The organism is sulfur-oxidizing endosymbiont of Gigantopelta aegis (assembly GCF_016097415.1).
Taxonomy (GTDB): Bacteria; Pseudomonadota; Gammaproteobacteria; order GRL18; family GRL18; genus GRL18.
Genome location: NZ_JAEHGE010000001.1, coordinates 1,510,681 through 1,525,183, shown reverse-complemented (window position 1 = coordinate 1,525,183; position 14,503 = coordinate 1,510,681). Strand labels below are relative to the sequence as shown.

The window sequence follows — 14,503 nt, the reverse complement described above, 5'->3', positions numbered from 1 at the left end:
CTTATTACACAAAAATAAAGGCCAAGCCATGATTGCAAAAAACATTCAACTTGACGAGCAGGGTCGCTTAAGACATTTTCTTTCCATTGAAGGTTTTAAGCGTCAAGATTTGGTTAACTTGCTCGATGCCGCTGAACCCTTTGCCAATGTGCATGAACAAGCTGTAAAAAAAGTCCCCTTGCTACGGGGCAAAACGATTGTTAATTTATTTTTTGAAGCAAGTACCCGAACCCGCACCACCTTTGAACTCGCCGCTAAACGTCTTTCGGCTGATGTGTTAAATATTAATATCAATACCTCAGCCACCACTAAGGGTGAAAGTCTGCTCGATATGTTGCACAACTTAGAAGCCATGCACTGTGATATGTTTATTGTGCGTCATAAGCAAAGTGGTGCGGCACACTTGATTGCTCAGCACGTATCACCGCATATCAGTGTGATTAATGCCGGTGACGGTTGCCATTCACATCCTACTCAGGCGATGTTGGATATGTTTACTATTCGCCGCCATAAAAAAGATTTTGCGGATTTAAAAGTCGTTATTGTCGGTGATATTTTACATTCTCGCGTCGCCCGTTCACAAATTCATGCACTCACCACTCTGGGAGTCAGTGAAGTCAGAGTGGTGGGTCCGAAAACCTTAATTCCCACTCAAATTGAAACCTTGGGTGTGCATGTCTATCATGATTTAAGTGCCGCACTTATCGGTGCAGATGTGATCATCATGTTGCGCTTGCAAAAAGAACGTATGCAAGGTGCATTGCTACCCAGTGAAAGTGAATATTATCATCAGTATGGCCTAACCGAGCAAAAGCTAACACTGGCAAAACCCGACGCCATTGTGATGCATCCAGGACCGATTAATCGGGGTGTTGAAATTGCCTCCAGTATTGCCGATGGCCCACAATCCGTGATTCTGGAACAAGTCACCAATGGTATCGCTGTACGCATGGCGATCATGTCTCAAACCCTAGGTCGCGCCAGTGGAGGTACAGCATAATGTCTGATATTAACCAGATTTCCTCTATCTTAGCAGCCAAGAGTCCGGCTATCAGCATTATTAATGGCCGCTTGATTGATCCGGCCAATGACATTGATCAAAACATGGATCTACACCTAAAAAATGGCAAAATTGTTGCACTGGGCAATGCCCCCGATGATTTTATTGCCGAGCAGGTGATCGATGCCAAAGGGAAAGTTGTCTGCCCCGGCTTAATTGATCTGCGCTTTCGCCTGCGCGAGCCGGGTTATGAAACCCGGGGCACGATTGCCACAGAAACCCGTGCTGCGGTTGCCGGTGGTGTAACCGCTTTATGTTGTCCACCCGATACCGATCCGATCATTGATAATGCCGCAATGGTTAAGCTCATTCGTCTTAAGGCTGAAACCGAAGGGGTTGCGAAAGTTTATACCCTAAGTGCTTTAACCCAGCAATTAAAAGGCGAAAAGCTCAGTGAAATGCGGGAGTTAAAAGATGCTGGCTGTGTGGGCACCACCAATGCCTTAAAGCCAGTCAAAAGCACCCTAGTCATGCGCCGCGCTTTGGAATATGCCGCCAGTCATGACATTACCGTCTTTATTCAGGCTTTTGATCCCTGGCTCAGTGATGGTTGCGCCCATGAGGGCGCTGTCAGCACCCGTTTAGGACTCGCTGGAATCCCCGTCAGTGCTGAAACAATTGCCATTGCCAGAGATTTACAACTCATTGAATTAAGCGGTGCTAAGGCACATTTTTGCCAGCTTTCCAGTGCTAAGGCAGTACAACTCATTCAGCAAGCTCAACAAGATGGCTTACCCGTCAGTGCGGATGTGACCGCACATCACTTGCATCTCACGGAAATGGATATCGGTTATTTTGACAGTAATTGTCATGTCATGCCCCCACTTAGAACTCAGCGTGATCAAGAGGCTTTGCGACAAGCGGTTAAGTCCGGTGTTATCAGTAGTATCGTCTCTGATCACCAGCCTCATAGCAGTGATGCTAAACTTGCCCCCTTCGCAGAAACAGAGGCTGGTATTAGTGGTGTGGAAACCTTACTGCCACTGGCCTTAAAGATGATTGATTCACATGATATGAGTCTGAGTGAAGTCATTACACGTTTAACCGTTCAGCCAGCAAACACCCTCAATCTACCCGAAGGGACTTTAGGTCTCGGTGCTGATGCTGATGTCTGTATTTTTGATCCGGAAGCGTATTGGGTGGTTGATCGTGAAAAGCTCTTGAGTCAGGGGAAAAATACCCCTTTCCACGGTTGGGAACTCAAAGGTAAGGTGACTTATACTATTAAGTCAGGTGAAGTGGTGTTTGCTACTGAAACCTTGGTGGATTGATAGTGCGCTTGGTGCCTCAATCCGCAGCCTACGCACATTCTTCCTACATAATTAATGCTTTATCGGAGTCCCATACTACCAAAACCACCATCCCGGTCATCATTGGTATTAGTAAAACTTACCCCTTCAAGTGATGAGCCCATCGATTCTGATGCTTCTTCATCACCGAGTTTGATCATCAGGCGCAAGTCATTGGGTGAGTCTGCATGGTGTAACGCATCTTCATAGGTAATGGCTTCGGTGCGATAGAGATCATAGAGCGCCTGATCAAACGTCTGCATACCTTCTTCTCGGGATTTTTTCATGATTTCTTTGAGCTTATGTACTTCACCTTCACGAATATAGTCTGAAATCAACGGGCTATTCAGGAGAATTTCTACTGCGGCTCTGCGCCCCTTACCATCAGGCGTTGGGATTAATTGTTGAGCAACCAAAGCGCGCACGTTTAAGGATAAATCCATTAATAGTTGGCGTTTACGATCTTCAGGGAAGAAGTTGATAATACGATCCAATGCTTGGTTAGCATTGTTGGCATGCAAGGTCGCCAAACATAAATGTCCCGTTTCAGCAAAAGCGATAGCATGATCCATGGTTTCGCGGGTACGAATTTCGCCAATCAAAATAACATCTGGCGCTTGGCGCAGGCTATTTTTTAGTGCCACTTCAAATGAATCCGTATCAATGCCCACTTCTCGCTGAGTAATAATACAACCATCATGGTTATGCACAAATTCGATCGGGTCTTCGATAGTAATAATATGGCCACTACCATTTTGATTGCGATAGCCAATCATTGATGCCAATGAGGTTGATTTGCCGGATCCCGTCGCACCAACAAAGATAATTAAACCACGTTTAGTCATCGCCAAATCTTTGATGGTTTCTGGTAATTTTAATTCCTTATAGGTCGGAATAGTCGTTTCAATACGGCGTAAAACCATCCCCACTTGACTGCGTTGCATAAAAGCACTGACACGAAAACGACCCACACCTGAGCGGCTGATAGCAAAATTACATTCATGAGCCTCTTCAAATTCGGCACGCAATTTATCTGTCATGACGCCGGTGACAATTTGATGTACCTGCGTTGAGTTGAGTGCTTTTTTGGTTACTGGTGATATTTTACCATTCACTTTCATGGATGGCGCAGTACCAACAGTAATAAATAAATCTGATGCTTTTTTGTGCACCATTAATTTCAGTAATGAATCAAAGTCCATCTTATTTTTTACCTTGTTATATTAGTCGCTGTTCAGTGTAATTAACCGATTCGATTAAATAGCTTGCCCTTATAGGAAATCTTCTTTCTGAGCAGCATAACTTATGGCATCAGCTTTTGAAATCATGCCCTGAGAGAGCAGTACTTTCAGGTTTTGATCCAATGTCTGCATACCAATATTTTGGCCGGTCTGAATAGCGGAATACATTTGCGCAATCTTAGCCTCACGGATCAGATTTCGAATCGCCGGTGTACCAATCATAATTTCATGCGCTGCAATACGACCGCCGCCATTTTTCTTTAATAGTGTCTGGGAAATAACTGCACGCAATGATTCTGATAACATTGCCCGCACCATATCTTTTTCTGCGGCGGGGAATACGTCGATGATCCGGTCAATGGTTTTGGCCGCAGAACTGGTATGTAGAGTACCGAAAACTAAGTGACCTGTTTCTGCTGCAGTCAGCGCTAAACGAATGGTTTCTAAATCACGTAATTCACCCACGAGAATAATATCCGGATCTTCACGTAGTGCAGAGCGTAATGCTTCATTGAAGCCTAGCGTATCACGATGCACTTCACGTTGGTTGACCAGACATTTTTTACTTTCATGTACGAATTCGATAGGGTCTTCAACGGTGAGGATATGTTCGTAAATGGTATCGTTTAAATGATCCATCATGGCGGCTAATGTGGTTGACTTACCTGAGCCTGTTGGTCCTGTGACCAACACAATGCCACGTTTATTTTCACAAATTTCTTTAAAAATAGACGGACAACCGAGTTCTTCCAGAGATAAAACATTTGATGGAATGGTACGAAATACTGCACCCGCACCCCGGTTCTGGTTAAAAGCATTCACACGAAAACGGGCAAGGCCGGGGACTTCAAACGAGAAATCAGTTTCTAGAAATTCTTCATAGTCTTTGCGTTGCTTATCGTTCATGATGTCATACACCATGTCATGCACTTCACGATGTTCCAGTGGCGGCACATTGATTCGACGAATATCACCATCAACCCGGATCATCGGTGGTAAACCAGCTGACAGGTGTAAGTCCGAGGCATTATTTTTGGCACTAAAAGCAAGCAGTTCTGTTATATCCATGTTTATCGCTATTCTCTATTTTTATGTTGTGCTTTTTACTTAAATTCAAACTTTACTTAAATTCAGGTTTTATTTAAACGCTATTTTTAAAAGATAAAGTTATACTTATCTACTTGAAAATAGCTTAAAAAAGTACAATTGTTATAATGTCTGGCAAAGCATCAATTACTACTGCAAAGAAATATAAGCTTTTGATGATTTTCCCAGTGCTTCCAACGATTTATAATCAGTATAGACTAAAATGAGCATGACAAGAAAGCGATTCGATCACATTAATCAACGTATAGCTGAGGCAATGCAAAATAGTCAGCGCTCTGCTGACTCTCCTGTGACATTATTAGCTGTCAGTAAGCGTCATTCATGGGACAAAATTCAAGCCCTCTATGAGTTGGGACAGCGGGAATTTGGTGAGAGTTATGTGCAAGAAGCACTGGAAAAAATGAAGCAATCACCCCATAAGGACATTATCTGGCATTTTATTGGCCCTATTCAATCCAATAAAACCAAGGATATTGCCCCTAATTTTCACTGGGTACATTCAGTTGATCGGCTTAAAATTGCCCGCCGCCTAAGTGCACAGAGAACAACGCATGAGACACTAAGTAAACCATTGAATATCTGTCTACAAATCAATATTAGTCAGGAGCCACAAAAATCAGGTTTTTCCACTGATGAAATTTTTACTGCCATAGCAGAAATAATGACATTGCCCCATTTAAAGCTTCGCGGCCTCATGGCCATCCCCAAGCCGAGTAAAGCTCCTGCAGAACAAAAGTTGGCTTTTAAACAATTACGGGAGTTGATGCAGCAATTAAATCAACGATTTAATCTCCAGATGGATACACTTTCAATGGGCATGTCCGGTGATTTAGAAGCAGCCATTGCTGAGGGTGCAAGCATTATTCGTATTGGTACGGCACTTTTTGGTCCACGAGAATATTAGTGGCTTATGGCAAGCTCTAAACTGGGGTATAATAGTTTCATCTTAGAAACACAATGTAATTAAATTCTTGGGATAGGGAAATTAATGATTAACAAAAAAATTGGCTTTATTGGCGCTGGTAATATGGCTTATAGTCTAGTCGGAGGGCTCACTGCAACGGGTGTCTCTGGGGAAAATATCTGGGTCAGTGATCCCAGTGCCGATAAAATGACCCAAATGGCTGATAACTTTGGCGTCAATGTCTGCCAGAGTAATAATGCATTAGTGCAATCCGTCGATATTGTCATACTCGCAGTCAAGCCTCAGCAATTAGCACAGGTCTGCAAAGATATATCCGAGGATGTACAGCAGAACAAGCCACTTATGATCTCAATTGCAGCTGGGGTATTGAGCAAGGATATTGAAATCTGGCTTAATAACGACTCCATAAATAACGCATTAGCATTGGTTCGGTGTATGCCCAACACTCCCTCTTTAGTACAAAGTGGTGCTACAGCGCTCTATGCGAATAGTCATGTCAGTGATGAGCAAAAAACTCTGGCAGAGTCCATTTTACGCGCAGCGGGACTAACACTATGGCTGGACAATGAGAATGATATGGATGCGGTCACAGCTTTATCCGGCAGTGGCCCCGCTTATTTCTTTTTAGTCATCGATGCCATGGAAAAAGCCGGGGTTCAGTTGGGTTTGGATGAAAAAACCGCACACCTATTAGCCATTCAAACCGCTTTTGGTGCTTCTAAAATGGCCTTAGAAAGTGATGATTCCCCAGAAACCTTGCGCAAAAAAGTCACCTCTCCCGGCGGCACGACTGAAAAAGCCATTGGCATCCTACAAGAAGGTCAGTTAGAAACTCTTTTTGCTAAGGCACTTGAGGGTGCACGGGATCGCTCGATTGAACTCGCTAAAATATTAGGTAATTAACGATGGATAATTTTCTAGTCAGTGCCGGTGCTTATGTCATCAGTACCGTTTTTGGGTTGTATATCATCATCATATTGCTGCGTTTTCTATTACAATTAGTGCGTGCTGATTTCTATAATCCGCTGTCACAATTTATTGTCAAAGCCACTACGCCGGTACTAAACCCCATGCGTCGACTGATTCCCGGCTTATTCGGGATTGATGTTGCCTCCATTATTCTGGCTTATTCGCTACAGTATATTGAAAATATATTACTCTTTGCCATCAAAGGTATTGCCGTCAACCCTATTTTTCTACTTTGGTATAGCATCGGCTCCTTGCTGACGTTGGTTTTGTATATTTACTTTTTCGCAATTCTGGTGCAAGTGATTATAAGTTGGATCAACCCCGGCACTTATAACCCGGCTACAGCACTGATTCACCACATCACCGAGCCTGTTATGCGTCCGGCACGACGTTTATTACCCCCATTTTCCGGCTTTGACCTGTCGCCCATACTGGTTTTTATCGTATTAAACCTATTAATTATGTTTGTTCCGGTTATATTTGGTTAACAATTGGACACCTATCACACTTTTTGTGATAATTTTTGCTAGACTTGGATAAAGGAGTATTCTAAATAAATTAGTTCAAAGTGATGATTTAGCACAGCAATACCCCGACACTTTAAACTAAGAACTAAAACACTTCACCAAAAGATAAGACGAAGATAAGACTATGACCAATGAAAACTTTTTCGAAAACATCCACGCCTATGGAAAATGGAAAAGCGACCTTGTCAGTGCCATTGAATCCTTTCAGGATTGGCTGGACACAACCGGCCTTGAAGAAAGCGAACAAAGTCTAAAAATCTATGAAACGCTACAAACACTCAAACACGACCGTATTACCCTCGCTTTTGTCGGCGAATTTTCCCGGGGTAAAACTGAACTCATTAATGCCATCTTTTTCTCTCAGTTTAAGCGTCGTTTATTGCCCAGTGAAGCCGGTCGCACCACCATGTGTCCCACCGAACTCTTTTATGATGTTGATGAGCCCCGCTCTTATATGCGTCTCCTGCCGATTGAAAGCCGTATGGAAGATGCCAGCATTACTGAGCACAAGCAAAATACCGTCAATTGGACCCATATCCAACTGGATATTTCATCACCAGCCAGCATGGCCAGCTCCTTTGCACAAATAACTAACACCAAAAAAGTCAAAGCCGTTGAAGCTAAACGCCTAGGTCTTTATGACATTATTACCGATGATAATGGCACCGAAATATCCGATGATGCCATTGTTGAAATTCCCATGTGGCGGCATGCGCTGATTAATTTCCCCCACCCTTTTCTCGAACAGGGCTTAACAATTCTTGACACCCCGGGACTGAATTCTCTTGGTAACGAGCCGGAACTCACCCTGAATATGCTACCCAATGCTCAGGCAGCTATTTTTGTACTCGCAGCCGATACCGGTGTGACTCGTTCTGATATGGATATCTGGCGTCGCCACTTAAAAAGCTTTCGCCGTAACCATAATAATGGTCTGGTTGTCGCTCTAAACAAAATTGACACCCTATGGGATGATCTGAAAAGCGAAGAGGAAATCAAAGCCAGTATCCAGCGACAATGTCTGGAAACGGCAAAAACACTGGGCATTGCCGATAAACGCGTATTTGCAGTATCAGCACAGAAAGGCTTAATTGGCCGCGTTAGAAACGATCCCAAACTAGTCAAAGCCAGTAATCTAGCGGCTATGGAAAATGTGCTTTCCAATGAAATTTTGCCGCAAAAAGAATTATTAGTGCGCAATACGCTGATTGCAGACATCAATGAAATGATGCAGGAATCCAAAAGTATTTTATTGAGTGAATTTAATGCCAAGAAAAAATCCATCAATGCTTTTAGTGGTCTGGGTGGCAAAAATGAGAATGTGATTCAACAGCTATTAGAAGCCACGCGTGCTGAACAAACTGTTTTCCATCGCAATGCTGAAAGTCTGCAATCCAGCCGACAAATTCTCTCGGGGCAGCATAATCGTCTGAAAAGTATTATTGATTTGGATCGTTTAGATAAGCAAGTCAATGAAGCCCGTAACTCTATGAAAGGTAGTTGGACACCAATGGCATGAAACGCGCCATGAAAACTTTGTTTGATGGCATCAGCAACACCATGAACGAAGCGGCCAAACAAACAGAACTCACTAATCGCCTGGTTAAGTCTATTTATAATCGTTTTCAAAATGAAAATGAAGATGCCGACGTGCAACCCAAGCTATTTTCTATTGCCTCTTATAAGCAGGAAATTGAAACATTGTATGAAGATGCCGAAGAATATCGCACCAGTGTTTATTCTACAATGACGGAGCAAAGCTTTGTGATCAAGAAATTCTTTATTTCACTGGTTAGCCGGGCAAGAAACCTTTACTACCAGCTTAATAAAGATGCGGATGACTGGGGCAAGCGCGCTCTGACCCCCCTTATTCGTCAGGTTAAGGCACATAAAAAAGAGCTGCAATTACGCCTTGAACAACTGAAAAAGGCCGGACAGTCCAGAGATACGATTGCCGATCGTGTTAGCGGACTTAAGAAAGAAGCCAAGGTATTGCAAAAGAACATCTTTGATGTCAATAAGATGCTCACCACCATTAATAGCCCGATGCCTGCAGTTGCTCATAAGAAAGAAATGCCCAATAATGTCACTGCAATACGCGCATAATGATAGGCCTTATTCAGCGAGTTATCCGGGCAGAAGTTCAGGTCGATAAGCAAAGCATTGGCCAAATCGAGCAGGGACTGCTTGTTTTGGTCGGCATGCAAAAAAACGATCAAATTGAACAAGCTGACAAGTTATTACATCGCCTACTCAATTATCGTCTCTTTGCCGATGCAGACGATAAAATGAATTTAAGCGTCAGCGATATTCAGGGTGGCTTGCTCCTGGTACCTCAATTCACCTTGGCCGCTGATACCAAAAAAGGTCTGCGTCCCAGCTTCAGTACTGCAAAACCACCTGCTGAAGCTGAAATCTTATTTAACCATCTATTGAAGCAGGCAAAAACTCAATACGAGCATGTAGAAGCCGGTCAATTTGGTGCTGATATGCAAATCTCCTTAGTCAACGATGGCCCGGTCACCTTTTCCCTCTCTGTCTAATTTTTTATACTCAAATTTTGTAGTATGATAGCCACTATATCGTCAACTATTTTGAGATTTTTTATGAAACCAATAGCTATTTTCAGCCATTTTTTATTATTAATTAGCCTGATTGCAGTATTTTTGCTTTCTGCCTGCACGCCGGTTAAACCCAATACCCCACAAACCGTTGCCGAAGCCTTTTGGGCTGCTAGTTTAAAAGGTGATACTGAAGCAGCCAAACAGTTAATTACCCCCCAAAGTATGGCCAGCTTTAAAATCATTTTACATGATGCTAAAGATTTCGTTGAACTGGGCGAACAAAGCCTGACTCTTTCCAAGGCAGAAATACTCACACAAATAACCCGTCATGAAGGCACCGAAAAAAACACCACGGCATTGCGCACGATATTGCTTAATCAAAATGGCCAGTGGCTAGTCGATTTTAATGCCACCCGAGATTCAATGCTGGGCAGTGAACTACAATCGGTCATTGATCAACTGACCAACACTATGCGCGAAACCATTGATAAAGGCGTTAAGGTGATGGGCGAATCAGTGAAGGATGAACTACAACAATTGGAACACTCTTTAAATGAAACCTTAGAAGACTTAAATCAGGAAATTGAGCAACAACGACAAAAACAACAACAAGCGACTCAGCCACCGAAGACAATTTAAGTCTATACCCATGACACTTGGAAATGCAAACTTCGTTATTTTAACTAAAAGCCTCCAGCACTTTGATCGCTCTCGCTAGGATTCAACTGAGGTTTCTAGGATTATTAGCTATAATATCCTATAGTTAGAACAACTCTAAAAAAAGAAGTTGTATTGCTATGCATCAAACAGAACTGGCATCACAAGTTATTTTTGGCTGGGATCCTTTCTGGGTTTCAACGGTCCTCTTTATTGGTACTTACCTAGTTGTCATTAGTGAAAAAGTAAATCGTGCAATTATTGCACTATTGGGTGCTTCTCTGATGATAATGCTCGGTGTACTGACCCAGGAAGCAGCGGTTAATGGTGTTGATTTTAATACCATCGGCTTGCTCACCGGTATGATGGTCATTGTTGCCATTACCCAGCGCAGCGGAATTTTTCAGTATATTGCCATCTGGTCAGCAAAAAAAGTCAAAGCCTCCCCCTGGGGCATTATGCTCATGTTATCGGTGGTCACAGCTATATTTTCAGCCTTGCTTGATAATGTCACCACCGTCTTATTAATCGCACCCATTACACTATTAATCACTCAGGAACTTCAGATTCCTCCCTTCCCATTCTTGTTTTCTGAAATTTTTGCCTCTAATATTGGTGGTGCTTCTACTCTTATTGGCGATCCACCCAATATAATGATCGGCTCGGCTGTTGGTTTAGGCTTTAATGATTTTGTTTATAATCTGGCACCTATTACTATTTTCATCATGCTCATTAACCTAGGAATGATTTATCTTATCTGGGGAAGAAAACTAACTGCCTCTGACGACAAACGCCAGCATGTCATGAGCTTTGATGAGCGCAAGGCTTTACAGGATATTCCATTATTGAAACGCTCTCTTTTTGTTCTATTTCTGGTGCTGGTACTGTTTATGAATGCCCATAGCCTGAATTTAGAACCTGCAACCATTGCCATGGGCGGCGCTGCACTGTTAATGTTGCTGGATAATATAGGCCGAACTTCAGAGGAACAAACTATCAATGTCGACAAGTGCTTTAAAGAAGCAGAATGGATCACTATTTTCTTTTTTGTCGGTCTGTTTATTATAGTCGCTGGTGTCGAGCATTCTGGTGTACTGAGTTTACTGGCCGAAAAAATGCTGCACTTAACCGAGGGTGATTTTAACACCACCACACTGGCCATCTTATGGATGTCAGCCATCATTTCTGCTCTAGTAGACAACATTCCTTTTGTTGCCACCATGATCCCCATGATTAAGTCCATGGCACCGGCATTTGGCGGAACAGAGGCATTAATGCCTCTCTGGTGGTCATTGGCTTTAGGTGCTTGTCTCGGCGGTAATGGCTCCCTGATCGGTGCCAGTGCCAACCTGATTGTTGCAGGATATGCTGAGCGGGCAGGCTTTCCCATCGCATTTTTAAAATTTATGGCTTATGCTTTCCCTCTGATGCTGGTAAGTATTGCCATCAGCCATGTTTACATTACCTGGCGCTTTCTTTAGGATAAGCAAATGATAGTAAATACAGATATTAAAGAGATCATTATCTCCACAGCAACCGTGAACAGCGGAGAGACTGTCAAAGATATGTTTGAATCCTGTATTGAAGCGAATGTACCGGCGCTGCCCTTTCGTGATAAAGAAGGTCTGATACAGGGTTTTGTTTCGCTAAAACGAGTGATGGGCAAAGATTGTCTGCCCAACTATTTAGTAGAGCTTGCAGGCCTACTGAGCAATGATATGAACTGCACTACCCAGGCAATGGAGAAAATTAATACCTTACTCCACAAACCTGTCGATGATTATATCGAAAAACCTTTTCGTTTCGTCGCTTCTAACACCATATTGATCCGCGCTGTTGCACTGATGGAGCAGCATAATAGCAGCTTCATCTTTGTCGCTGACTGCGCTGATAATGTAGACAAATCTCATTGTGATTACAAAGGTATTATTACCCGTCTATCTGTCGCTAAAAAAATGCTGATAATTAAAAATACACCATCATGCTCACCTGAATTTCCTAACTAGTGTCCATCCGTTTATTCTAGAATTATTTGATAATTTTGACCGTAGGGTGGGCACGCTTTTTGTGCCCACGCTGAAAGTGTACATAATAAGCGCTTGAGTCAGCGTGGGCAGATAAAGCCATGCCCACCCTACGATTATTTATATAAAAAAACTATTTACGGATAGACACTAAAAAAGTATTGAAGCCGTTAATTGGACCAATAAGGTCTTCGACTCAAATTAAGTAGAATAAATCAGAAAATTTTGCTTATAATGATCTCTCAACTTACACTCTGGTTAAATGTCAATGGGTTTACTCTTTTTCTATCTATCACTAGCACTTTTTGTGTCATTTTTATGTTCAGTACTCGAAGCTGTTTTGCTTTCGATTAGCCAGACTTATATTGTTTCACTCGATGATAATTCCCGCTTTAAGAAAATTCTCAGTGGACTCAAATCTGATATAGATACATCCATTTCATCCATTCTAATCTTAAATACGATTGCACATACTATGGGCGCTGCTGGGGTAGGCGCTGAAGCTGTTCGAATTTTTGGTGTCCAGTGGCAAAGCCTTATTGCAGTCATTTTAACTCTGCTCATTCTTTATTTCTCAGAAATCATTCCCAAAACTATCGGTGCCACCTATTGGCGTGAACTCGCTAAACCTACTGCTTATATCATTAAATTCCTTACTCGCATTCTTTTACCCTTCTTATGGTTTTCCAGTTTGATCACTCATCATATTAAAAAGGGTTCTGATAACAGGCCTACACGAGCGGAAATTGTTGCTATGGCAGAAATAGGTGAAGAAAGCGGGATTCTGGAAGAAGATGAAAGTCATCTGATTGAAAACTTACTTAAATTGAAACAGATCAAGGTTAAAGATATTCTCACACCACGCAGTGTTGTCTTTTCACTGGATAGAGAAGATAGTATTGAAAGTGTTTTACTCAATGATGATCTGTACATCTATTCCCGTATACCTGTTTTTGAAAATACCAGCGATAATATAATCGGACTTGTTTATGCTAGGACGATACTTAAGTCAGCCTCTAAAAACAAACAAATCCATGAACCAATAAAAAACTTTATGAACTCAATTTATCGAGTACCGGAAGATATGCCTGTTTATTTTCTTGTAGATAAATTTATCAAACGCAAAGAGCATTTATTTCTTGTCCATGATTCATATCGTCAATATGCCGGCATTGTCACCCTTGAAGATGTCATTGAAACACTTTTGGGGAGAGAAATTATTGATGAAGTGGATAAAGTTGAAGATATGCAAAAATATGCGCTTGAAAAAGCAGCGCTCTGGAAACAAAAATTAGGAAAAAAAACGTAATTCATCAAGATAGATAGAATCAAAGCGACATTGTTCATAAGGAAATAAAAAATCGGAATCATTCTTAGGCTGCTGTTTCACCAGCCGAACACAGCCCGCATAAAAACCACTCACACGATATTGTAATAAACCTAAAAAAATCATTGTTTACAGCATTCTGTGATGCCGTTTATGTTTTTCTAGTGGGACATTGATGAGTTGGTTTATTTTTCTGCTACCAGCAAAGCCTCATTGCGCACACCTTTATCCTGATTACCTAAAATACCGTCTTCACGATAATAACGCAGTGTCAGGCCAGGAAACAATTGTAGCAGTTCATTTTTTTTGAGGCGAAAGCTTTTATTTGTTGGCCCACTACGGATAGGCTGCTCGCTGTCTATTTGTTCTTCTATAAAAGTTTGATAAAAAATTAAGCCGCCGGGCTTTAAGGCTGAAATCAATGAGGGGATCACGCCTCTGAGTAAAAAATGTCCCACCACTATGACATCAAAGCCTTCATTGTGCAGCGTTTGCTGAACATCGTATTGGCTAATATCACATTGTCGGGTAGCAATTGTTAAATGCCGTTCACGGGCAAACTCTTGCACTTTTTCAACGGCTGCATCTGAGATATCCCAGGCATGACTTTCTAAGCCCAGCTCTGCAAGCCTTAGGGCATTACCTCCTAAGCCACAAGCTAGGTCGAGTGACTTGCCCTGTTTGGGTAGTAAGTGACCATTTAATTCTAAAACATCGATGACTTGATTGGGCGCATAGACTTGCTCATAACGCTCGTTCCATTTTTTTCTTATTGCTTGCATCGTTTTTACTATATCTCTTTTTTATTAATTC

Annotated in this window: 15 protein-coding genes; 12 read left to right on the top strand and 3 right to left on the bottom strand. The window is 42.2% G+C overall.

The features are described from left to right. Positions 1-28 precede the first annotated feature (28 nt). Both JEU79_RS07770 and JEU79_RS07765 read left to right on the top strand, forming a co-directional pair. A complete protein-coding gene (locus tag JEU79_RS07770; protein ID WP_198263647.1) occupies positions 29-1,000 on the top strand; it encodes an aspartate carbamoyltransferase catalytic subunit in 972 nt (323 codons plus the stop codon). Next, entirely contained in the window at positions 1,000-2,331 is a 1,332-nt protein-coding gene (locus JEU79_RS07765) for a dihydroorotase (protein WP_198263646.1), read from the top strand. The genes JEU79_RS07770 and JEU79_RS07765 overlap by 1 nt, the downstream gene beginning before the upstream one ends. Positions 2,332-2,390: 59 nt before the next feature. On the opposite strand, the gene JEU79_RS07760 is transcribed toward JEU79_RS07765, so the two are convergent. Together JEU79_RS07760 and JEU79_RS07755 are read right to left on the bottom strand one after the other, a co-directional pair. Beyond that, positions 2,391-3,551 (bottom strand): PilT/PilU family type 4a pilus ATPase, encoded by a 1,161-nt coding sequence (locus tag JEU79_RS07760; RefSeq protein ID WP_198263645.1) that lies wholly within the window; start codon positions 3,549-3,551, stop codon positions 2,391-2,393. Positions 3,552-3,620: 69 nt separating this feature from the next. Further along, positions 3,621-4,658 (bottom strand): type IV pilus twitching motility protein PilT, encoded by a 1,038-nt coding sequence (locus JEU79_RS07755; protein ID WP_198263644.1) that lies wholly within the window; start codon positions 4,656-4,658, stop codon positions 3,621-3,623. A gap of 241 nt (positions 4,659-4,899) precedes the next feature. Here JEU79_RS07755 and JEU79_RS07750 point away from each other — a divergent pair, with 241 nt between their 5' ends. The 10 genes from JEU79_RS07750 to JEU79_RS07705 all read left to right on the top strand — a co-directional run bounded on the left by JEU79_RS07750 (position 4,900) and on the right by JEU79_RS07705 (position 13,672). Continuing rightward, on the top strand, positions 4,900-5,601 hold the full coding sequence (locus JEU79_RS07750; RefSeq protein WP_198263643.1) for a YggS family pyridoxal phosphate-dependent enzyme: 702 nt from the start codon (positions 4,900-4,902) through the stop codon (positions 5,599-5,601). Between the two features lie 84 nt (positions 5,602-5,685). Next, on the top strand, positions 5,686-6,525 hold the full coding sequence (gene proC, locus JEU79_RS07745; protein ID WP_198263642.1) for a pyrroline-5-carboxylate reductase: 840 nt from the start codon (positions 5,686-5,688) through the stop codon (positions 6,523-6,525). A gap of 2 nt (positions 6,526-6,527) precedes the next feature. Continuing rightward, on the top strand, positions 6,528-7,079 hold the full coding sequence (locus JEU79_RS07740; protein WP_198263641.1) for a YggT family protein: 552 nt from the start codon (positions 6,528-6,530) through the stop codon (positions 7,077-7,079). A 163-nt stretch (positions 7,080-7,242) separates the two neighbouring features. After that, on the top strand, positions 7,243-8,637 hold the full coding sequence (locus JEU79_RS07735) for a dynamin family protein (protein ID WP_198263640.1): 1,395 nt from the start codon (positions 7,243-7,245) through the stop codon (positions 8,635-8,637). Further along, on the top strand, positions 8,634-9,224 hold the full coding sequence (locus JEU79_RS07730) for a hypothetical protein (RefSeq protein ID WP_198263639.1): 591 nt from the start codon (positions 8,634-8,636) through the stop codon (positions 9,222-9,224). The genes JEU79_RS07735 and JEU79_RS07730 overlap by 4 nt, the downstream gene beginning before the upstream one ends. Beyond that, a complete protein-coding gene (gene dtd / locus JEU79_RS07725; protein WP_198263638.1) occupies positions 9,224-9,661 on the top strand; it encodes a D-aminoacyl-tRNA deacylase in 438 nt (145 codons plus the stop codon). The genes JEU79_RS07730 and dtd overlap by 1 nt, the downstream gene beginning before the upstream one ends. A gap of 63 nt (positions 9,662-9,724) precedes the next feature. Next, positions 9,725-10,321 carry a hypothetical protein gene (locus tag JEU79_RS07720; RefSeq protein WP_198263637.1) on the top strand — a complete coding sequence of 199 codons (597 nt, stop codon included), beginning with the start codon at positions 9,725-9,727 and terminating at the stop codon, positions 10,319-10,321. A gap of 158 nt (positions 10,322-10,479) precedes the next feature. Continuing rightward, positions 10,480-11,820 (top strand): ArsB/NhaD family transporter, encoded by a 1,341-nt coding sequence (locus tag JEU79_RS07715; protein ID WP_198263636.1) that lies wholly within the window; start codon positions 10,480-10,482, stop codon positions 11,818-11,820. 9 nt (positions 11,821-11,829) lie between these two features. Continuing rightward, complete coding sequence (locus tag JEU79_RS07710; RefSeq protein ID WP_198263635.1) at positions 11,830-12,345, top strand: CBS domain-containing protein; 516 nt, start codon at positions 11,830-11,832, stop codon at positions 12,343-12,345. Between the two features lie 280 nt (positions 12,346-12,625). Next, on the top strand, positions 12,626-13,672 hold the full coding sequence (locus JEU79_RS07705) for a CNNM domain-containing protein (RefSeq protein ID WP_343074952.1): 1,047 nt from the start codon (positions 12,626-12,628) through the stop codon (positions 13,670-13,672). A gap of 203 nt (positions 13,673-13,875) precedes the next feature. On the opposite strand, the gene JEU79_RS07695 is transcribed toward JEU79_RS07705, so the two are convergent. Then, the gene (locus JEU79_RS07695) at positions 13,876-14,472 is read right to left on the bottom strand and encodes a class I SAM-dependent methyltransferase (RefSeq protein ID WP_198263632.1); all 597 of its coding nucleotides are present in this window, start codon (positions 14,470-14,472) and stop codon (positions 13,876-13,878) included. Between the last annotated feature and the right edge of the window lie 31 nt (positions 14,473-14,503).